Origin of the sequence: Agrococcus sp. BE272, from assembly GCF_031457935.1 — a bacterium.
Classification (GTDB): domain Bacteria; phylum Actinomycetota; class Actinomycetes; order Actinomycetales; family Microbacteriaceae; genus Agrococcus; species Agrococcus sediminis.
In genome coordinates this window covers 934,223-953,961 of the sequence record NZ_JAVDXL010000001.1, presented here as the reverse complement: position 1 = coordinate 953,961, position 19,739 = coordinate 934,223, and the positions used below count along the sequence as shown (strand labels likewise).

The 19,739-nt window shown below is 74.4% G+C and carries 22 protein-coding genes; 16 read left to right on the top strand and 6 right to left on the bottom strand.

Annotated features, from left to right (window positions below):
• Position 1: 1 nt before the first annotated feature.
• Positions 2 to 514, bottom strand: a complete 513-nt coding sequence (locus J2X49_RS04625; RefSeq protein WP_310123122.1) for a low molecular weight protein-tyrosine-phosphatase — start codon at positions 512 to 514, stop codon at positions 2 to 4.
• Between the two features lie 125 nt (positions 515 to 639).
• Here J2X49_RS04625 and J2X49_RS04620 point away from each other — a divergent pair, with 125 nt between their 5' ends.
• Positions 640 to 897, top strand: a complete 258-nt coding sequence (locus tag J2X49_RS04620; protein WP_310123119.1) for a hypothetical protein — start codon at positions 640 to 642, stop codon at positions 895 to 897.
• Positions 894 to 2,522 (top strand): hypothetical protein, encoded by a 1,629-nt coding sequence (locus J2X49_RS04615; protein WP_310123117.1) that lies wholly within the window; start codon positions 894 to 896, stop codon positions 2,520 to 2,522. The genes J2X49_RS04620 and J2X49_RS04615 overlap by 4 nt, the downstream gene beginning before the upstream one ends.
• 26 nt (positions 2,523 to 2,548) lie before the next feature.
• Here the strand turns inward: J2X49_RS04615 and J2X49_RS04610 are convergent, their stop codons facing one another.
• Positions 2,549 to 2,953 carry a phage holin family protein gene (locus J2X49_RS04610; protein WP_146354559.1) on the bottom strand — a complete coding sequence of 135 codons (405 nt, stop codon included), beginning with the start codon at positions 2,951 to 2,953 and terminating at the stop codon, positions 2,549 to 2,551.
• Positions 2,954 to 3,012: 59 nt separating this feature from the next.
• Between J2X49_RS04610 and J2X49_RS04605 the strand changes: the two genes are divergently transcribed.
• The 4 genes from J2X49_RS04605 to J2X49_RS04590 are packed head-to-tail and all read left to right on the top strand — an operon-like array spanning position 3,013 to position 7,573.
• Positions 3,013 to 4,071: a histidinol-phosphate transaminase gene (locus J2X49_RS04605; RefSeq protein WP_310123114.1), complete on the top strand. Its 1,059-nt coding sequence runs from the start codon at positions 3,013 to 3,015 to the stop codon at positions 4,069 to 4,071.
• Positions 4,068 to 5,189, top strand: coding sequence for a thiamine pyrophosphate-dependent enzyme (locus J2X49_RS04600; RefSeq protein ID WP_310123113.1), 1,122 nt, complete (start codon positions 4,068 to 4,070; stop codon positions 5,187 to 5,189). Before J2X49_RS04605 ends, J2X49_RS04600 begins: the two co-directional genes overlap by 4 nt.
• A 35-nt stretch (positions 5,190 to 5,224) precedes the next feature.
• On the top strand, positions 5,225 to 6,187 hold the full coding sequence (locus J2X49_RS04595; RefSeq protein WP_310123958.1) for an alpha-ketoacid dehydrogenase subunit beta: 963 nt from the start codon (positions 5,225 to 5,227) through the stop codon (positions 6,185 to 6,187).
• A 12-nt stretch (positions 6,188 to 6,199) separates the two neighbouring features.
• Positions 6,200 to 7,573 (top strand): dihydrolipoamide acetyltransferase family protein, encoded by a 1,374-nt coding sequence (locus J2X49_RS04590; RefSeq protein WP_310123110.1) that lies wholly within the window; start codon positions 6,200 to 6,202, stop codon positions 7,571 to 7,573.
• 15 nt (positions 7,574 to 7,588) lie between these two features.
• Here J2X49_RS04590 and nadE read toward each other — a convergent pair whose 3' ends face one another.
• A complete protein-coding gene (nadE, locus tag J2X49_RS04585; protein ID WP_128190544.1) occupies positions 7,589 to 8,452 on the bottom strand; it encodes an ammonia-dependent NAD(+) synthetase in 864 nt (287 codons plus the stop codon).
• Positions 8,453 to 8,578: 126 nt separating this feature from the next.
• On the opposite strand from nadE, the gene J2X49_RS04580 reads away from it, so the two are divergent.
• From J2X49_RS04580 to rpsN, 9 genes are all read left to right on the top strand, one after another.
• Positions 8,579 to 9,640: a metal ABC transporter substrate-binding protein gene (locus J2X49_RS04580; protein WP_310123105.1), complete on the top strand. Its 1,062-nt coding sequence runs from the start codon at positions 8,579 to 8,581 to the stop codon at positions 9,638 to 9,640.
• Positions 9,637 to 10,458 (top strand): metal ABC transporter ATP-binding protein, encoded by an 822-nt coding sequence (locus tag J2X49_RS04575; RefSeq protein ID WP_310123102.1) that lies wholly within the window; start codon positions 9,637 to 9,639, stop codon positions 10,456 to 10,458. The genes J2X49_RS04580 and J2X49_RS04575 overlap by 4 nt, the downstream gene beginning before the upstream one ends.
• Positions 10,455 to 11,333: a metal ABC transporter permease gene (locus J2X49_RS04570; protein ID WP_310123099.1), complete on the top strand. Its 879-nt coding sequence runs from the start codon at positions 10,455 to 10,457 to the stop codon at positions 11,331 to 11,333. Before J2X49_RS04575 ends, J2X49_RS04570 begins: the two co-directional genes overlap by 4 nt.
• Positions 11,330 to 12,205 carry a metal ABC transporter permease gene (locus J2X49_RS04565; protein ID WP_310123096.1) on the top strand — a complete coding sequence of 292 codons (876 nt, stop codon included), beginning with the start codon at positions 11,330 to 11,332 and terminating at the stop codon, positions 12,203 to 12,205. The genes J2X49_RS04570 and J2X49_RS04565 overlap by 4 nt, the downstream gene beginning before the upstream one ends.
• Positions 12,202 to 12,618: a Fur family transcriptional regulator gene (locus tag J2X49_RS04560; RefSeq protein ID WP_128190548.1), complete on the top strand. Its 417-nt coding sequence runs from the start codon at positions 12,202 to 12,204 to the stop codon at positions 12,616 to 12,618. The genes J2X49_RS04565 and J2X49_RS04560 overlap by 4 nt, the downstream gene beginning before the upstream one ends.
• A gap of 97 nt (positions 12,619 to 12,715) precedes the next feature.
• On the top strand, positions 12,716 to 13,750 hold the full coding sequence (locus J2X49_RS04555; RefSeq protein ID WP_310123089.1) for a hypothetical protein: 1,035 nt from the start codon (positions 12,716 to 12,718) through the stop codon (positions 13,748 to 13,750).
• A gap of 192 nt (positions 13,751 to 13,942) precedes the next feature.
• Positions 13,943 to 14,179, top strand: coding sequence for a 50S ribosomal protein L28 (rpmB, locus tag J2X49_RS04550; protein WP_128190402.1), 237 nt, complete (start codon positions 13,943 to 13,945; stop codon positions 14,177 to 14,179).
• Positions 14,179 to 14,349, top strand: coding sequence for a 50S ribosomal protein L33 (gene rpmG / locus J2X49_RS04545; RefSeq protein ID WP_123696729.1), 171 nt, complete (start codon positions 14,179 to 14,181; stop codon positions 14,347 to 14,349). Before rpmB ends, rpmG begins: the two co-directional genes overlap by 1 nt.
• On the top strand, positions 14,350 to 14,655 hold the full coding sequence (gene rpsN / locus J2X49_RS04540) for a 30S ribosomal protein S14 (protein WP_128190403.1): 306 nt from the start codon (positions 14,350 to 14,352) through the stop codon (positions 14,653 to 14,655).
• A gap of 70 nt (positions 14,656 to 14,725) precedes the next feature.
• On the opposite strand, the gene J2X49_RS04535 is transcribed toward rpsN, so the two are convergent.
• From J2X49_RS04535 to J2X49_RS04525, 3 genes are read right to left on the bottom strand one after another with little or no spacing between them, the layout of a single operon-like run.
• The gene (locus tag J2X49_RS04535; RefSeq protein ID WP_310123080.1) at positions 14,726 to 16,414 is read right to left on the bottom strand and encodes an alpha-amylase family protein; all 1,689 of its coding nucleotides are present in this window, start codon (positions 16,412 to 16,414) and stop codon (positions 14,726 to 14,728) included.
• Positions 16,411 to 17,412 (bottom strand): TIGR03885 family FMN-dependent LLM class oxidoreductase, encoded by a 1,002-nt coding sequence (locus J2X49_RS04530; protein WP_310123077.1) that lies wholly within the window; start codon positions 17,410 to 17,412, stop codon positions 16,411 to 16,413. Before J2X49_RS04530 ends, J2X49_RS04535 begins: the two co-directional genes overlap by 4 nt.
• Before the next feature lie 48 nt (positions 17,413 to 17,460).
• Complete coding sequence (locus J2X49_RS04525) at positions 17,461 to 18,867, bottom strand: PLP-dependent aminotransferase family protein (protein ID WP_246992894.1); 1,407 nt, start codon at positions 18,865 to 18,867, stop codon at positions 17,461 to 17,463.
• 77 nt (positions 18,868 to 18,944) lie between these two features.
• On the opposite strand from J2X49_RS04525, the gene J2X49_RS04520 reads away from it, so the two are divergent.
• The gene (locus tag J2X49_RS04520) at positions 18,945 to 19,646 is read left to right on the top strand and encodes a hypothetical protein (protein ID WP_310123071.1); all 702 of its coding nucleotides are present in this window, start codon (positions 18,945 to 18,947) and stop codon (positions 19,644 to 19,646) included.
• The last annotated feature ends 93 nt before the right edge of the window (positions 19,647 to 19,739 follow it).

The following is a 19,739-nucleotide window of genomic DNA, read 5'->3' as shown; positions in this document are numbered from 1 at the left end:
TTCAGGGGCGCATGGCGGGCTGGATCTGGCGGAACAGCCTGCCGACGGCGGTCTCGATCTGGCGCAGGACGGTGCCGAAGAACGCGTCCTCCGAGTAGTAGGGGTCGGGCACGTCGGGCCCGGTGGCGTCGGGGTCGAACGACAGCAGCAGCCGGATCTTGAAGTGCTGCTCGTCGGTGCGGGCGAGCGAGCGCAGCGCGCGCTCCTGGCCGCGGTCGAAGGCGATCACGAGGTCGAACGAGTCGAGCCACTTGGCCTTGAACTGCTTGGCGCGGTGCGCGACGGCGTCGTAGCCGGCGTCGCTGAGCGCCGCGAGCGTGCGCGGGTCGGCGGTCTCGCCCACGTGGTACTCGCTGATGCCGGCGCTCGCGACCAGCAGCCGCTCGGCGACGCCGCGGCGCTTTGCGAGCTGCTCGAAGACCGTCGCCGCCATCGGCGAGCGGCAGATGTTGCCGGTGCACACGAAGCAGACCCGGAAGCGGGTCGCATCGGCGAACTCCCGGTCGATGGTCACAGGCCCCATTGTGGCAAACCCGGGGCGCCGCGGGGGCGGACGCCGGCCGCGCTGTCCACAGGGGCGTCGACCGGAGCAGCGGGCGCGGGCCGGCGGATGCGACGGTGCGGCTCGGAGGTGGGCCCATGACGATGACGGATGCGGCTGCGGCGGCCATGCGCGCGAAGGCGGCCGGGGAGGCGCGGGCGGCGATCGCGGCGGTGCAGCGCGCCGGCCGGCTGCTCGACGACGCCGCGGCGCTCGTGGTGCTGCGCGGGCAGGAGGCGTGGCTCGGTCCCGCGCGCGAGGCGTTCGACGCGCGCGGGCTCGCGCTGCGCGACCGGCTCTCGGCGGAGGAGCACGAGCTGCGCGTGCTCGCGCTCGCGATCGAGGGGGCGATGTGAGCGGCGGCCGGGGCGAGCCGCGCGACGGCGGCGGTGGCGCCTTCGGCGGGCCGGTCGCGGGCGGCGGCGCCTTCGGCGGCCACGAGGGCGGGGGCGGATCGTTCGGCGGCCCGGGCTGGGGCGCCGCGCCCGCCGTCGCGCCGCTGCCGAAGGCCGGCATCGAGGTCGCGTGGGACCCGAGCGTCACGGGCGCCGCGTGCGCGCAGCTGCGCGACGCGGCCTGGCGCATGCGCGACGCGGTGCGCGCGCTGCACGCCGCGCCGCCCCTCGGGCACGTGTCGGCCCCCGGCATCAGGGTGGCGGCGCTCCGCGACTGCGCCGCCGCCATCGACGACCGGGCGGCGGCCGCGCAGGCGCTCGTCGTCGAGCTCGACCGCCTGCACGACGACACGATGCTCGCCGGCCGCGCCTACGAGCTCGCGTCGGATGCGGTGCTGCGGCTCGTCGAGGAGCTCGCGGGCGGGGTCGCGTGGGGCGGCGGCGTCGCCGTGCGGGGCCTCGTGGCCGGGGCGGTCGGCTCAGCGGCGGCGTGGATGCCGCTGCTCGCGGTGGGCGCGAGCGCGGCGCTCGCGATCGGCCTCGTCGCCGTGCCGCTCGCCGCCCGGCTCGCGGCGACGCATCCGCAGCACGCTGCGGCGCTGCTCGCCCACGCGGAGGCCGCGGGCGTCTCGGTCGAGCAGCTCATGGCGCAGGCGGCGTCGTTCTGGGCTCGCTCGAGCGAGGCGCTGCTCGCGCAGCCCGGCTTCGTCGGCGCGCTCGGACTTGCGATGGAGTCGACCGACGAGGCGCTCGCGGGGTTCCTCGGCGTGCCGCTGCCGGTCGCGGCGCGGCTCGAGTCGGCGATCGGGCAGGATGAGCAGCTCGCGCTGCTCGCCGCCGGCGCCGCGCTCGGCCTCCGGGTGGGCGGCGGGCTGTCGCCGGTGCGGGCGGGCGCCGTCACCCCGGTGCAGCCGCCCGTGCGGCCGGTCTCGTCGCCGGGGCAGGCGATGGCGATCATCCGCGACCAGGAGCAGCAGGTCGTCGTGCACGAGCTGCGGATGCCCGACGGCTCGCGCCGGTTCCAGGTGTTCGTGCGCGGCACCGAGACCTTCGGCACCGACCCGGCGACGGGCCTCGACGGGCCGGCGAACGTCGAGAACGCCGCCTCGACCCCGCACCTGCTCGTCGGCTCCGACGCCGCGGTGGCCGAGGCCATGGTGGCCGCGGGCGTCGCGCCCGACGACCCGGTCGACCTGTTCGGCTACTCGCAGGGCGGCGCCGCGGTCGCGAACGTCGCCGCGTCGGGCCGCTTCGACGTCGAGTCGGCGCTGCTCATCGGCGCCCCGTCGGCGACCGCCGAGATCCCGCCCGAGGTCGCGGTGCTCGCGGTCGCGCACGCGGGCGACCCGACCCCCGCGGCCGACGGCCTCGCCGACGGCGGCGGCCCGCCGCAGATCCTCGTCGAGAGCGCCGGCGGCCACGGCACGGGCTTCGCCGCCCGCCACTCGCAGGACGAGTACGTCGAGACGCTCCACCGGGCCGCGCGCGACGACGTCGTGGTCGCGCGCTGGACCGAGCGGATGCGCACGGTCACCGAGGGCGGCACGCCGGTCGCGGGATACGGGGTGCACGTGCACCGCGAGTGAGCTGCGCGAGGCTGAGCGCTCCGGGCTCACCTCTCGCGAGGACGCTCCTTGCCGAAGATCGGCCGCGTCACGATCGTGATCAGCCAGGTGAGGAAGGCGATGCAGACCGCCGCGAGCATGCCCCACCAGAAGTTCTCGACGTCGATCCCGTAGCCGACGAGCTGCGACAGCCAGTGCACGATCATCAGCAGGAACGCGTTCACGAAGAGCGCCACGATGCCGATCGTGAGGATGTAGAGCGGGAACGCGACGATGCGGATCAGGTTGCCGATCGTGGCGTTCACGAGCGCGAACACGAGCGCCACGCCGAGCGTCGTCACCGCGAGGTGCCACCACTGGCCGCCGAACGGCACGATCTCGATGCCCGGCACGAAGAGGGTCACGAGCCAGATCGCCACGGCGGTGAAGATCACGCGGAGCAGGAAGCGCATGGCCAGATCATGGCACCCATATCCCCCAACCGAGCCGAGACTCGCAATAGCCTGAGCCGGTGACTGTGCGACTTCGACCCGAGATCGCGTCGGTGCCCCCGTACCAGCAGGGGCGGCCCGCGCCGGAGGGCGGCTACAAGCTCTCCAGCAACGAGAACCCCTTCCCGCCGCTGCCGGCGGTGGTGGAGGCCGTGCAGCGGGAGGCGGAGCGCGTGAACCGCTATCCGCGGCCCGGCGCCCCCGACCTGAAGGCGGCGCTCGCCGCCCAGCTCGGCGTCGACGTCGAGCGGGTGCTCATCGGCGACGGCTCCGCGTCGCTCCTGCAGCAGCTCATCCACGCGGTCGCCGGCCCCGGCGACGAGGTCGTCTACGCCTGGCGCTCCTTCGACGCCTACCCGCTGTTCGTGCGCACCGGCGGCGCGACGCCCGTCGAGATCCCGAACGACGCGCAGCACGCGCACGACCTCGACGCGATGGCCGACGCCATCACCGAGCGCACCCGCGCCGTGATCGTCTGCAGCCCCAACAACCCCACCGGCACGATGGTCGGCGCGGCCGAGCTCGACGTGTTCCTCGCCCGCGTGCCCTCCGACGTGCTCGTCATGCTCGACGAGGCCTACGTCGAGTTCGTGCGCGAGCCGACGTTCGACGGCATCGCCCTCCAGCGCGCGCACGACAACGTCGTCGTGCTGCGCACCTTCTCAAAGGCGCACGGCCTCGCGGGCCTCCGCGTCGGCTACGCCGTCGGCGACCCCGCGGTGCTGCGCGGCGCCGACCTCACGGGCGTGCCGCTGTCGCAGACGGCGCTCGCCTCCGCCGCCGCGCTCGCCGCCATGGCGCACGTCGACGAGACGATGGCGCGGGTCGCGCGGCTCGCCGAGCAGCGCGACGCGCTCTGGCAGCGCCTCGTCGACGCGGGCGTGCCGGTGCCGAAGCCGCACGGCAACTTCGTCTGGGTGCCCTCCCGCGCCGACCAGCAGGAGGCGATCCACGACATCCTCTTCGCCAACCGCATCGTCGCCAAGGTGTTCGCCGACGGGGTGCGCATCTCCATCGGCGAGCCCGAGGCCGACGAGCACGTGCTGGCGGCGGCGACCGCGATCCGGGCGCTGCCGTGACCGGTGCCGCCACGGCGACCGAGCCCATCCGCCTGCTCGACGCGGAGGGCGCGCTCGTCGAGACCGACGCGAACGCCGAGTGGCGCGAGCTCGCCGCGCAGCTGACGACCGACGACCGCCTCGCGATGCACGGCGAGATGGTGCGCACCCGTGCGTTCGACATCGAGGCCGGCCACCTGCAGCGGCAGGGGAAGCTCGGCCTGTGGGTGCCGTCGCTCGGGCAGGAGGGCGCGCAGGTCGGCGCGGCGTGGGCCGCGCGCGACCAGGACACGCTCTTCCCCAGCTACCGCGAGCACCTGCTCGCCCTGCACCGCGGCGTCGAGATGCGGCAGATCATCGACATCTTCCGCGGCGCGAGCCACGGCGGCTGGAGCCCGCTCGAGGTGCGCGGCATGCGCATCTACTCGCTCGTCATCGCCACCCACGCCCTGCACTCGACCGGCTACGCCATGGGCATCCGGCTCGACGGCGCGTGCGGCACCGGCGACGAGGCGGTCGACGAGGCGGTCATGGCGTTCTACGGCGACGGCGCCGCGAGCCAGGGCGACGCGAGCGAGGGGCTCGTCTTCGCCGCGAGCTACGAGGCGCCCATCGTCTTCTTCGTGCAGAACAACAAGTGGGCCATCTCGGTGCCCTCGAGCCGGCAGAGCCGGTTCCCGCTGCACGAGCGCGCCCGCGGCTTCGGCCTCGACGCGGCCTGGGTCGACGGCAACGACCCGCTCGCGTCGTTCGCGGTGACCCGGCGGATGCTCGACGCGGCCAGGCAGGGACGCCCCGGCTACGTCGAGGCCGACACCTACCGCATGGGGGCGCACACCACGAGCGACGACCCCACCCGCTACCGCACCTCCGACGAGGAGGAGGCATGGCGCCGCCGCGACCCGATCGCGCGCATGGCCGTGCACCTGCGCTCGCTGGGCGTCGACGACGCCGCGCTCGCCGCGCAGGAGCAGGAGGCCGCTGAGCTCGCCGCCGACATGCGGCGGCAGACGCTCGCGGCCGGCACCGCCGCGAGCGACGACATCTTCGACTTCGTCTACGCCGAGCCGCAGCCGCTCATGGACGAGCAGCGGCAGGCGCTCGCCGACTTCGAGGCCGGCTTCGGGAGCGGGTCGTGAGCGCGCAGGGCGCGGCGGCCGCGCAGGCGACCACGATGCCGATCGCGAAGGCGCTGAACTCTGCGCTCCGCGAGGCGATGCGCGCCGACGAGAAGGTGCTGCTCATGGGCGAGGACATCGGCCCGCTCGGCGGCGTCTTCCGCATCACCGAGGGGCTGCACGCCGAGTTCGGCGGCGACCGCGTGCTCGATACGCCGCTCGCCGAGTCGGGCATCATCGGCACCGCGATCGGCCTCGCGATGCGCGGCTACCGGCCGGTCATCGAGATCCAGTTCGACGGCTTCGTCTACCCCGGCTTCGACCAGATCGTGTCGCAGCTCGCCAAGATGCGCGCCCGCCACCGCGGCGCCGTCTCGATGCCGGTCGTGATCCGCATCCCCTACGGCGGCCACATCGGCGCGGTCGAGCACCACCAGGAGAGCCCGGAGGCGTACTTCGCGCACACCGCGGGCCTGCGGGTCGTGAGCCCGTCGACGGCGAACGACGCGCACTGGATGCTGCGGCAGGCGATCGAGAGCGACGACCCGGTGGTCTTCCTCGAGCCGAAGGCGAAGTACTGGACGAAGGGCGAGGTGCTGCCCGAGCCGACGGCCGGGCTGCACGACGCGGTCGTCGCGCGCCAGGGCAGCGACGTGACCCTCGTCGGCCACGGCGCGATGGGGCACGTGCTGCTGCAGGCGGCCGAGATCGCCGAGGCCGAGGGCACGTCGTGCGAGGTCGTCGACCTGCGCTCGCTGTCGCCCATCGACTGGGCGCCGATCATCGCGTCGGCCGAGCGCACCGGCCGCGTCGTCGTCGCGCAGGAGGCGCCCGGGCACGTCTCGGTCGGCTCCGAGGTCGCCGCCACCATCGCCGAGCGCGCCTTCTACTCGCTCGAGGCGCCGGTGCTGCGCGTGTCGGGCTTCGACACCCCGTTCCCGCCCGCGCAGCTCGAAGCCGTCTACCTGCCCGACGCCGACCGCGTGCTCGACGCCGTCGACCGCGCGCTGGCCCACTGACCGGAGGAAGCGATGCAGGAGTTCAGGCTGCCCGACCCCGGCGAGGGGCTGACCGAGGCCGAGATCGTCAGCTGGCGCGTGAAGCCCGGCGACGCGGTGCGCGTCAACGACGTGCTGCTCGAGGTCGAGACTGCGAAGTCGCTCGTCGAGCTGCCGAGCCCCTTCGAGGGCACGGTCGAGGCGCTGCTCGTCGAGGAGGGGCAGACCGTCGAGGTGGGCGCGCCCATCATCCGCGTCTCCGGCGGGGACGCGGATGCGGTGGAGTCGTCGAGCGACGTCGAGCAGACGGTCGTCGAGGAGGGCTCCGGCGACGAGGGCGGCGCCGTGCTCGTCGGCTACGGCGTGCGCGGCGGCGCGCAGACCCGGCGGCGGAAGCCGCGGACGGTGCGCGAGGCGCCCGCGGCGTCGAGCGCGCCTGCTCCTGCGCCCCGGGCCGAGCCAGCGCCCAGGGCCGCGCCAGCGCCGCAGGCCGCGCCCGAGCGCCCGACGGGCGCCGACGCATCCGCCCCGGCCCCGGCCGGCCGCGCGCTCGCGAAGCCGCCGACCCGCAAGCTCGCCAAGGACCTCGGCGTCGACCTGGCCTCGCTCACCGGCACCGGCTCGCGCGGCGAGGTGACGCGCGACGACGTCATGCAGGCGGCCGACGGCGGCGGTGCTGCTCCCGCAGCAGCCCCGGCGGCTCCGGTCTGGACGGGGGAGCGCGAGGAGCGCATCCCGGTGAAGGGCGTGCGGAAGGCGATCGCGCAGGGCATGGCCGCGTCGGCGTTCACCGCGCCCCACGCATCCGTCTTCGTCGACGTCGACGCGACGCGCACGATGGAGTTCGTGCAGCGGCTGAAGGCGTCGCGCGACTTCGAGGGCGTGAAGGTCTCACCGCTGCTCATCGTCGCGAAGGCGGTGCTGTGGGCGCTCGCGCGCTCGCCGCACATCAACTCGACCTTCACCGACGACGAGCTGGTCGTGCACCACTACGTGAACCTCGGCATCGCGGCGGCCACGCCGCGCGGGCTGCTCGTGCCGAACATCAAGGACGCGCAGGACCTGTCGCTCCGCGAGCTCGCCGCCGCGATCCAGTCGCTCACGGCGACGGCGCGCGAGGGTCGCACGCCGCCTGCCGACCTGCAGCGCGGCACGTTCACGATCACGAACATCGGCGTCTTCGGGATGGACACCGGCACGCCCATCCTCAACACCGGCGAGGCGGGGATCCTCGCGTTCGGCTCGATCCGGCAGAAGCCGTGGGTGGTCGACGGCGAGGTGCGCCCCCGCTGGGTGACGACGGTGGGCGGCTCGTTCGACCACCGCGCGGTCGACGGCGACGTCATCAGCCGCTTCCTGGCCGATGTCGCGTCGATCCTCGAGGAGCCGGCGCTGCTGCTCGACTAGGCAGCAGCGTGGCCGCTAGTCGAAGAGCGGCCCAGCCGGCGAGCGCCACCACTCGTCGTCGGGCGTCACCGGCACGCGGCGCTTGTGCTCGGTGCGCTCGTAGCGGGTGGTGATCTGCTCGGCGACCTCGTCGGGCACGGGCTGCCCCTCGAGGAACGCGTCGATCTGCTCGTAGGTGAGGCCGAGCTCGTGGGTGTCGAGCTGCCCGGGCTTGTCGTCGAGCAGGTCGGCGGTCGGCGGCTTGGTGCGCAGCCGCTCGGGCGCGTCGAGCTGCTGCAGCAGCTCGCGCCCCTGGCTCTTCGTGAGCCCCGCGAGCGGCAGCAGGTCGGCGCCGCCGTCGCCGAACTTCGTGTAGAAGCCGGTCACCGCCTCGGCGGCGTGGTCGGTGCCGAGCACGAGCAGGCCCAGCTGGCCGCCGATCGCGTACTGCGCGATCATGCGCGCGCGGGCCTTCACGTTGCCCTTGTGGTAGTCGGTCACCTCGCCGATGGCGGCCTCGACCGACGCCTCGAGCGCGTCGACGCCGGGCTTGACGTCGACGGTCACCTCCCGGTCGGCGCGGATGAAGTCGAGCGCGAGCTGCGCGTCGTCCTCGTCGTGCTGCACGCCGTAGGGGAGCCGCACCGCGACGAACGTCGCCTCGGCGCCGCCCTCGCGCGCGCGCTCGACGGCGAGCTGCGCGAGGCGGCCGGCGAGCGTCGAGTCCTGCCCGCCGGAGATGCCGAGCACGAAGCCCTTCGCCCCCGTGTGCGCGAGGTAGTCGACGAGGAACCGCACGCGGCGCTCGAGCTCGGCGGGCGGGTCGATGGTCGGTCGGGATCCCAGGGCGGCGATGATCGCGGACTGCGCGGCGCCGGCTGCTTCAGTGGAGCGCTCCATGGCCGGAAGCCTACGCGCGCCGTGTGTCGGGCGTGTTGCGGAGGGCTGCGCGAAATTGACAATCGTTCTCAACAGCGCCTACCGTGGAGGTGCGCGGCAGGGTGCCGTGCTGGACAAGGACTGCAGATGCGAACCCTCACAGCGGCCGGCGCGATCGGCGCGATGGCCCTGGCCGTGACCGGATGCGCCGGCACGGCGAACGGCGCGGGCTCGGCCGGGGACCGGCTCGAGATCGTGACGACCACCACCCAGCTCGCCGACATCACGAGCGAGCTCGTGGGCGACGCGGCCGAGGTGACGAGCCTGCTGCAGCCGGGCGCCTCCGCGCACTCCTTCGACCCGGGCCCCTCGGCGCTCGGCGCGCTCGCCGACGCCGACCTGCTGATCGTGAACGGCGCCGGCCTCGAGGAGTGGCTCGACGACACCGTCGAGGCCTCCGGCTTCGCGGGCACCGTCGTCGACACCTCCGAGGGCCTCGAGCTGCTCGCCGCCGAGGGCGACCCGCACGAGGGGCACGACCACGGCGACGAGGCGGAGGGCGAGGAGCACGCCGACGAGGCCGAGCACGCCGACGAGGCGGGCCACGAGGGCGAGACCGCTGAGGAGCACGCCGAGCACGGCGAGTTCGACCCGCACGTGTGGACCGACCCCGCGAACGCGATCCTGCAGGCCGAGGCCATCCGCGACGCGGTCACGGCGGCCGACCCCGAGGCCGACATCGACGCATCCGCCGACGCCTACATCGCGCAGCTCGGCGAGCTCGAGGAATGGATGCGCGCCTCGATCGAGCAGGTGCCCGTCGACGAGCGCCTGGTCGTCACGACGCACGACACGTTCGGCTACCTGGAGCGCGCCTTCGACGTGCAGGTCGTCGGCACGGTGCTGCCGAGCCTCGACGACAGCGCCGACGCGAGCGCCGCGCACATCGACGAGCTCGTCGCCGAGATCCGCGAGACGGGAGCGCCGGTCGTCTTCAGCGAGAACGCGATCGACCCGCAGCTCGCCGCGACGATCGCCCGCGAGGCGGGCGTCGAGCTGCGGCAGGGCGAGGACGCGCTCGCTGCCGACGCGCTCGGCGCCGAGGGCACGCCCACCGGCACCTACATCGGCTCGCTCGTGCACAACACGACCGCGATCGTGACCGCGTGGGGCGCCGAGCCGCTGCCGGTGCCAGAATCGCTCTCATGAGCACCGCTCCGGAGGCCGTCGTCGAGATCGTCGACGCGGCCTTCGGCTACGGCGGCGCCCCGGTGCTCACGGGCGTCGGCTTCACCGTGCTGCCCGGCGAGGCGGTCGCGCTCATCGGCCCGAACGGCGCCGGCAAGTCGACGCTGCTCGCCGGCATCCTCGGCCTCGCCGAGCACGACGCGCGCACCTTCCGCGTGCCGGAGGGCCGCGGCGAGATCGGCGTGCTGCCGCAGTCGAGCGAGATCGACCCCGCGTTCCCCGTGACGCTCGAGCAGGTCGTCGCGATGGGGCGCACGCCCCGCCTGGGGCTGCGCTGGCCGGGCCGGAGCGACCGGCGGATCGTCGCCGACGCCATCGAGGCGGTCGGGCTCACCCCGCAGCGCCGCACCCGCTTCGGCGACCTCTCGGGCGGCCAGCGGCAGCGCGGCCTGCTCGCCCGGGCGCTCGCGAGCGAGCCGCGGCTGCTGCTGCTCGACGAGCCGTTCAACGGGCTCGACCAGGGCTCGAGGGATGCGCTGCTCGAGACCATCCGCACGCTGAAGTCCCGGGGCGTGGCCCTCCTCATCACGACGCACGACCTCGACCTGGCGCGCGCGGTCTGCGACCGCACCCTGCTCGTCAACCAGCAGCAGATCGCCTTCGACGACACCGACTGCGTGCTCACGCTCGAGCGCGTCGAGGCCGCCTTCGCCTCGCACGTGATGGAGATCGACGGCCACACGCTCACCACGACCGCGCACCACGAGTCCGAGCACAGCGCGCACCATCGCCTGCTGCAGGACGACGACGCGGAGCGCGACCGCGCCCAGCACCGATGACGGCGCCGCTCGCGGCGGTGCTCGACCCGTTCACGCCCTTCGCCGTGCCGTTCCTGCTGCGGCCGCTGCTGCTGCTGCTCGCGCTCGCCGTCGCTGCGGGCACGGTCGGCATGCTCGTGCACCTGCGGCGGCTCGAGTTCTCGGCCGACGGGCTCACGCACGCGGTCTTCCCGGGCCTCGCGATCGGCGCGGCGCTCGGCGGCGCCGCGGGGCTGCTGCCGGGCGCGCTCGGCGCCGCGCTCGTGGCCGCCGTCGTGCTCGCGCTGCTCTCCCGCCGGGGTCAGCCGCGCGACACCGCCGTCGCGATCGTGCTGACGACCTTCTTCTCCGTCGGCATCGTGCTCGTGTCGCTCTCCGAGGGCGCCGGCAGCGTCTCCGACTTCTTCTTCGGCCGCCTGCTCACCATCACGTGGGCCGACCTCTGGGTGGGCATCGCGCTCGTCGCCGTCGGCGTCGGGCTCGTCGTCGCGACCGCCCGGCCGCAGCTGTTCGCGGCGTTCGACCCCGCCGGCGCCCGCCGCTCCGGCCTGCCCGTGCTGGGCCTCGAGACGCTCGGCACCGTCGCGGTGGCGCTCGTCGTCGTCGCCGCCTCCGCCTCGGTCGGCACGCTCCTCGCGCTCGCGGTCGTGATCGTCCCGGCCGCGGCCGCGCGCGCCCTCACCCGCTCCCTGCGGGCGGCGGCGGTCGTCGCGGTCGCCTTCGGCGCGGTCACCGGATGGCTCGGGCTGTGGGCCGTCGTGCAGCTCGCGGAGGCGGGGGTCGACGCCGCCCCCGGCGCGACCGTCGCGCTCACGATGATCGCCGGCTACCTCGTGGCGCTCGCGGCGGGCGCGCTGCGCGGCCGCGTGCGGGGCCGGGCGGCGGTGGCCGCATGAGCCCCGACGTCGCCGTGCTCGACTGGCCCGCGCTCGACTTCTTCGGCCTCGCGATGGTCGAGGTGGTGCTCGCGGGTGCGCTCGCCGGCGTCGTCGGCGTGCTCGTCGTGCTGCGCGAGCGCGCCTTCTTCACGATGTCGCTCACGCACGCGACCTTCCCCGGCGCGGTGGCGGCCGCGATCCTCGGGGTCTCGATCCCGCTCGGCGCGGCGGTCGCCGCCGTCGCGCTCGTGGCCGTCGCCGTCGCCATCGGCCGGATCCGCTCCCAGGGCCCCGCCGTCGCATCCGGGGTCATGCTCACCGCGGGCTTCGCGCTCGGCGCGTTCCTGCAGTCGGTGGCGCCGCTCGCGATCGACGTCGAGTCGTTCCTCGTCGGCCAGGTGCTCGCGGTGACGGGCGCCGACATCGCGCTCACCGCGGTGCTGCTCGCCGTGGCGCTCGCGGTGTGGGCGCTCGCCGGCGGGCACCTGGTCTTCTCGAGCGTCGACGAGGAGGGCTACCGCAGCGCGGGGCTGCGCCCGTGGGCGCCCGAGGCGGTCGCGCTCGCGCTCATCGCGGCGACCGTGGTGGCGATCATGCCGGTCGTCGGCGCCATCCTCGGCGTCGCCCTCATCGTCGCGCCCGCGGCCACCGCACGGCTGCTCGTGCGCGACTACCGCTGGATGCTGGTGCTCGCGCCGCTCATCGGCATCGGGTCGGGCGTGCTGGGGCTGCTCGCGTCGCGCTGGCTCGACGTGGCCGCGGGCGGCGCGATCGCGCTCGTCGCGGCGCTCGCGTACGGCGCCGCGTGGCTCGCCCGCGCGCTCGCCGAGCGCGGCGGCGCCGCGCGGAGCGCCGCCGGCCGTGGGACCATCGAGGCGAGGACCCCATGACCGACACCACTCCCCGCCGATCCACGAAGCAGCGCGAGGCCGTGCGCGAGGCGCTCTCGGCGAGCGACGAGTTCGTCTCGGCGCAGGCGCTGCACCAGGCGCTGCGGCAGGACGGCTCGACCGTGGGCCTCGCGACCGTCTACCGCGCGCTCGCGGCGCTCGCGGCCGACGGCGAGGCTGATGCTCTCCAGGCGGGCGGCGAGGTGCTCTACCGCGCCTGCACGCCCACGCACCACCACCACCTCATCTGCCGCTCGTGCGGCCGCACCGTCGAGCTCGAGGCCGCGGCGGTCGAGCAGTGGGCGGGGCGGGTCGCCGCGGCGCACGGGTTCGTCGAGCCGGAGCACGTCGTCGACATCTTCGGCCTCTGCGCCGAGTGCGCCGCGCGTCGCGCCGCCGACGACGCGCGCTGATCCCGCGCCCGACCGGCGTCCACAGGGGCAGAGATCCCCATGGCGCAGCGGCGCCCGCTCCTGTGACACTGAGAGCATCCGACCGAGGAGGCACTCCGTGACGCATCCCGCCAGCGCCTACCCGTCCCAGCGGCCCGGCAGCGAGCCCGACGGCGCGCTCGACGGCGCGACCGTGCGGCGCCGCCCGTCCGCCGATCCCGCGCCCGGGCCCGCCCGCGCGCACCGCCGGATCCTCGGCATCCAGCCCGTGCTCTTCGTCGGCATCTGCCTGCTCGCGATCGTCACGGTCATCACGGTGGTGCTCATCTTCGTCGGCGACTTCGAGAGCCAGGCGGCCCGCGTCGTGTGGACGGTCGTCGTCTTCCTCGCGTTCACCGGCCTGCTGGCGCTCGACCTGCTGCTCGCGCGGCGCTCGGCGACGCCGCTCGTGATCGGGGTCGCCGCCAACGTCTACCTGCTCGCCGTGCTCATGATCGTGATCTGGATGCGCGGCACGGGCGGCGAGGATCGCGATCCGTGGGACGAGGGGTTCCTCTTCGGCGAGCTGTTCGGCATCGTGCTGCTGACGATCCTGGTCGTGCGCGCGGCCGCCGCGGGCGCGTGGGGGCTCATCTCGCTCGGCAACCGGGGGCGGGCGCAGATGGCGCGCGTGATCGGCCTCGTCGCGGCGGGCCTGCTCGGGCTCGTCGGCGTGCTGCTCACCCTGCACTTCGCGATCGACGCCCTCGGCGTCTCGGTCGAGGAGTGGTACTGGCGCTCGACCGTCGCCGCGATCGTCGTGACGGCGCTCGCGGCCTCGATCACCGTGCTCCTCTACTGGAACCGCCGCAACATCGACTGGCAGGAGGCCGAGGCGCGCGGCGAGCACGCGCGGCCCGCAGGCGCGCAGCAGCGCATCGCGCCGCCGAGCGCCGCCTCCGTGGGCGCGGGCGCGGCGGCAACCGGCGCGCCGACCGCTTGGCCCGCGCAGCCGGGCGCGACGGTCTGGCCCGGGCAGTCGGCCGCGCAGCCCGCCCAGCAGCCGCACGCGCAGCCGCAGCCGGGTGGCCTGCTGCCGTGGCCGACCTACCCCGACGGCACGCCGTACCCGATGGGGCAGGACGGGCAGCCGGTCTTCCCGCCCGCCCGCTGACGCGCCGCCCGCCGAGCCGCCGCCGAAGCGGGGATTGCCACGGCGCATCCGCATCGCGTAGGATTGCTCGTTGGTGCGGTCTCGGCCGCACAGCACACGCCCCCTCCAACTCCCGCAAGGGATCGGCATGGGCGTGGGCAGGCAAGTGATCTTGGGTGGGCCTCGGCCCACGGTACCCATCTGGAGGAAACCATGGCAGCCGTATGCCAGGTGACCGGAGCCGTTCCCGGCTTCGGGCACAACATCTCGCACTCGCACCGTCGCACGAAGCGCCGCTTCGACCCGAACGTGCAGCGCAAGACCTACTTCGTCCCGTCGCTCAAGCGCAACGTGACGCTCAACGTCTCGGCCAAGGGCATGAAGGTCATCGACGCCCGTGGCATCGAGGCCGTCATCCGTGACATGCAGGCTCGGGGGGTGAAGCTCTGATGGCGAAGAAGTCGCAGGACGTCCGTCCGATCATCAAGCTCCGCTCGACCGCGGGCACCGGCTACACCTACGTGACGAAGAAGAACCGTCGCAACAACCCCGACCGACTTGTGCTGAAGAAGTACGACCCCATCGTGCGTCAGCACGTCGAGTTCCGAGAGGAGCGATAAATGGCCAAGAAGAGCATGATCGCCAAGAACGAGCAGCGGAAGATCATCGTCGCCCGCTACGCCGAGAAGCGCGCCGCGCTCAAGAAGGCGCTCGTCGACCCCAACAGCACCGACGAGGAGCGCGAGGCCGCTCGTCTCGGCCTGCAGAAGCTGCCCCGCAACGCCTCGCCCGTGCGCGTGCGCAAGCGCGACGCCATCGACGGCCGCCCCCGCGGCCACGTCGGCGAGTACGGCATCTCCCGCGTGCGGTTCCGCGACATGGCGCACCGGGGCGAGCTGCCCGGCGTGACCAAGTCGAGCTGGTAACCACCCGCTCCGCTCGAAGGGCCCCGACCTCGCGGTCGGGGCCCTTCGTCGTGCTGCGCTGCGGCGGCGGCTACACGCGCCGGATGGTCGCGGCAGCGGGCGCCACCTGCAGCCAGCGCCAGCCGTAGGGCTCCAGCTCGAGCTCGAGCGTGCCCTCGATCGTCATGGTCGAGAGGTCGAAGCGGTCGTGCAGCGTGACCGCGCCCTCCTCGGCGGCGATCTCGAGCTTGACCGTCTCGTGCCGGTCGCCGAGGTTGTGCAGGGCGAGCATCGTCCAGTCGTCGCCCCGGCAGACGTGCGCGAGCACCGCCTGCTGCCGGACGCCGATCACCTCGAGCGACGACCAGGCGAGGTCGGGCGCATCCCGGTACATGGTCGTCAGCTGCTGGATGTGCCGCCACAGCGACCCCGGGTCGCGGCGCTGGTCGGCGACGTTGCGCCGCTCCGGGCCGTACTCGCCCTCGACGACGGGCCGCGTCAGCGCGCGCGGCGGCGCCGTCGAGAAGCCGCCCTTCGCGTCGGGCTCCCACTGCATGGGCGTGCGCACCGCGTAGCGGCCCTCGATCTCGAGCTGCTCGCCCATGCCGACCTCCTCGCCGTAGAACAGCACCGGGCAGCCCGGGAGCGAGAACATCAGCGTGTAGACGAGCCGCACGGCGCGCTCGTCGCCGAGCATCGTCGGCAGCCGACGCCGGATCCCGCGGCCGTACAGCCGCATCCCCTCGTCCGGCGCGAACGCCTCGAAGACCTCCTCGAGCTCGTCGGGCGCGAGCTTGTCGAGCGTCAGCTCGTCGTGGTTGCGCACGAAGTTCGCCCACTGGCTCGCCTCGGGCAGCTCGGGCCGGTCGCGCAGCGCCTTCGCGAGCGGCCGCGCGTCCTTCCGCGCGAGCGACAGGAAGAGCTGCTGCATCGAGACGAAGTCGAACTGCAGGTGCAGGCCCGACGCCTCGCCCTCCGCCTCGAACCAGCGCAGCTGCTCCTCGTGCGGCAGGTTCACCTCGCCCAGCAGCATCGCCTCGCCGTTGCGGCGCGAGACGAAGCGCTGGATCGCGCGCAGGTGGTCGGGGCCCTGGTACTCGGGCGCCGTGCCCGTGGTGTCGGTGCCGTGGGCGGGGTCGTTGCTGAACAGGAAGGGCACCGCGTCGACGCGGAAGCCCGAGACGCCGAGCTCGAGCCAGAGGCCGAGGTTGCGCTCGATCTGCTCCTGCACCGGCGGATGCGCGATGTTGAGGTCGGGCTGATGGGCGCGGAAGTGGTGCAGGTACCACTGGCCCGTGCGGGGATCCTCGGTCCAGGTGGAGTCCTCCTCGCCGGGGAACACGGGCGGATCCTGCTTCGCCGGCGGGTTGTCGCGCCACACATACCAGTCGCGGTGGGGCGAGGTGCGCGAGGCGCGCGACGAGCGGAACCACGGGTGCTGGTCGGAGGTGTGGTTCATGACGAAGTCGATGATCACGCGCATGCCCTGCGCCCGCGCGACGCGGATGACCTCGACGAGGTCGCCGAGGGTGCCGAGCCGCGGGTCGACGGCGAAGAAGTCGGTGATGTCGTAGCCGTCGTCGCGGTCGGCGGTGGGGAAGAACGGCATGAGCCACAAGCACGTCACGCCGAGGTCGGAGAGGTAGTGGATGCGCGACACGAGTCCCTGCAGGTCGCCGATGCCGTCGCCGTCGGAGTCCTGGAAGACCTGCACGTCGAGGCAGTAGAGCACCGTGTTGCGCCACCAGCGGTCGGCCGACTCGATCGGGCGGGGGCTCATGCGGCGCCCTGCCCGGCGCCCGCGTCGGCGCCCGCGCCGGCATCGCGCACCGCGGGCAGCACGTGCTCGCCGAACGCGTCGATGAACGGCGCGAGCTCCTGCCCGACGTGGTGCAGGTACAGCTGGTCGAGCCCCGCGCCTACGAGCTCGTGGATGCGGTCGACGTGGCGCGAGAGGTCGCTCGAGATCCAGACGGCCTTCCGCAGCTCCTCCTCGCCGAGTCCGGCGGTGCGCCGCTCGAAGTCCTCCGGCTGCTCGAGCTCCCACGCCTCGGGCGCAGGCACGAGGTTGCCCTGCCACTGGTCGCGGGCGATGGCGAGCGCCTCGGCCTCGTCGGGGGCCCACGACAGGTGCAGCTGCCCGCACACGGGCCCCTGGCCGCCCGCGTCGCGGTAGGCGGCGACGATGTCGCGCAGGCCCGCCGGGTCGCTCGCGACCGTGATGAGCCCGTCGGCCCACGCCGCGTGGCGGCCCGCCGACTCGGGCGTGACGGCGGCGGCGAGCAGCGGCGGCGCCTCGACCGGCAGCGACCAGACGCGCGCGCGGTGCACCGAGATCTCGCCCTCGTGGGTCACCTCCTCGCCCGCGAGCAGCCGGCGCATGACGTCGACCGTCTCGACGAGCCGGCGCTCCCGCACGGGCTTCTCGGGCCATCCGTCGCCCGTGACGTGCTCGTTCATCGCCTCGCCCGAGCCGAGCGCGGCCCAGAAGCGGCCCGGGAACATCTCGCCGAGCGTGGCGATCTTCTGCGCCGCGATCGCGGGGTGGTAGCGCTGCCCGGGCGCCGTGACGACGCCGAAGCGCAGCGACGTCGTGGCGAGCGCCGCGGCGAGCCACGACCAGGCGTAGCCGCTGTGGCCCTGGTTCCTGCTCCAGGGCGAGAGGTGGTCGGAGCACATCGCCGCGTCGAACCCCGCCTGCTCGGCGCGCTGCACCGCGGTCAGGAGGGCGCTCGGCGGCAGCTGCTCGTGGGAGGCGTGGAATCCGATGTCGGCCATGCGCCCCACGCAATCGTGCGAGCGCACGCCGCGTCAAGCGGCGGACGCTCAGACGACGGCGGATGCGGCCAGTCGCGTCGAGTCCGGCAGCTCGCCCGCGTGCAGCGCGCGCCAGGCGTCGCCGAGCCGGCGCATCGCCTCAGCGGTGACCTCCGGCTCCCACGTGATGGGGATGCGCGCGAAGCGGTCGAGCACGCCCGAGCTCGAGAAGCGGGGCCCGGGCGGCAGCAGCAGCCCGCGGTCGCGCGCGGCGAGCGAGAGGGAGGTCGACCACGGCCCGCCTAGGTCGATCCACGCGGCGAGCCCGCCCGGCACCTCGGGCATCGGCACGCCGGGCAGGTGGGCGGCGAGCCCGTCGGCGACGGCCTGCCTGCCCGCCCGCAGCCGCGCGCTCGCCCGCGCGAGCAGCGCATCCAGGTCGTCGAGCAGCTCGACGGCGATGCACTGCTCGAGCAGCGGGGATCCCAGGTCGATGGAGGGGCGGGCGGCGAGCAGCTGCGGCACCTGCTCGCGGCTCGCGCGGATCCAGCCGATGCGCATGCCGCCCCAGGCGATCTTCGACATCGAGCCGATGAGCAGCGCGGGCCCGTGCGCGGCGAAGGGCTTCGGCGTCCAGCCGCGATCGATGTCGAGCTCGGCGCACGTCTCGTCGACGACGAGCAGCGTGCCGGTCGTGCGGGCGACGGCGGCGAGCCGCGCCCGCTCGAGCTCGGGCATGGTGGCGCCGGTGGGGTTGTGGAAGTCGGCGATCAGGTAGGCGAGCGCGGGCCGCTGGGCGCGGAGCGTGTCGACGAGGTGCGACGCGTCCCAGCCCTCGCCGGGCGAGACGGGCGTCGGCACGAGTCGGTGGCCGGTGCGGCGCAGCGCGTCGAGGGCGTGCGGGAACGACGGCTGCTCGACGACGGCGGCCCGGCCGCGCTCGCCGAAGGCGGCGAGCACCACGGTCATCGCGTGCATCGCGCCGCTCGTCACGACGATCTGCCCCGGATCGGTCGGCAGCCCGCGCTCGGCGTAGCGGGCGGCGATGCGCTCGCGCAGCGGCAGCAGCCCGTCGAGCGAGTAGCCGGGCGTGCCGAGCAGCCCCGCGAGCCGGTCGAGGGCGCGCACGGTGGCGGCGTGGAGGCCGGGCGTCGAGCCGACCGAGGCGATCGTCAGGTCGATGACGCCCTCGTCCGCCGCCTCGGGGCGGTGGATGCGCTGGGCCGGCAGGGCGGCGCGGGTGCCGGAGCCGTGGGTGCGCTGCACGTAGCCGCCGGCCTCGAGCAGCTCGTACGCGCGCGCGATCGTCGCGCGGGAGCGGCCGAGCTCGGCGGCGAGCGCCCGCTCGCTCGGCAGCCGCTCGCCGGCCGTGATGCGGCCGTCGAGCAGCAGCATGCGGATGCGGTCGGCGAGCGACTGCGCGACGGCGGTCGTCGCGCGCCACTCGCCGAGCTGGGTGCCGAGCCGGGAAGCCATGCGCCCAGTCTGCCGCCAACTGGACTGCTCCGGCAGAGCCACTTGCCCGCGAGTGGACCGCGCCACGGGCATGACGGATGCGGTGTGATGAGGTGGTGCACCGCATCCGCCGCCTCTTCCTGCCGATCGACTCGCTGGGCCCGGCCGACACGGCCGCCCGCGTCGGGCAGCTGCTCGGCGGCCTCGTGCTCTACGGGCTCTCGCTCGCGATGCTCATCCGCGCCGACCTCGGCGTCGGCCCGTGGGACGTCTTCTCGCTCGGGATCGCGAACCACCTGCCGATGAGCTACGGCACCGCGACCGTGGTCGTCTCGGGGATCGTGCTGCTGCTGTGGATCCCGCTGCGCCAGCGCGTCGGCATCGGCACGCTGCTGAACGCCCTGCTCGTGGGGCCCGCCGCCGACGTCGGCCTCTGGCTGCTGCCGGAGGTGGACGCCCTCTGGCAGCAGATCCTGCTGCTCGCCGGCGGCATGGTGCTGCTCGCGTTCGCGACCGGCTTCTACATCGCCGCCCACCTCGGCCCCGGCCCGCGGGACGGGCTCATGACGGGGCTCGTGCGGATCACCGGCTGGCGCGTGTGGATCGTGCGCACCCTCATCGAGGGCACGGTGCTGCTCATCGGCTGGCTGCTGGGCGGGCCGGTCGGCGTCGGCACGGTGGTCTTCGCGTTCGGCATCGGGCCGCTCATCGGGCTCTTCCTGCCGCTCTTCGAGCGCCGGCGCACCCGCCGAGCGAGCCGGCTGCGCGCCGCGCGGCTCGCGGCCTCGACCGCCCGCTGAGGGCCGCCTGGGCCCTCCCGAGGCGCGAAACGCGTTCGCGAACTGCGAAAAACCCCGGAAATCGCGGCGTGTCGGGGTGTTCTTCCGCGAGAA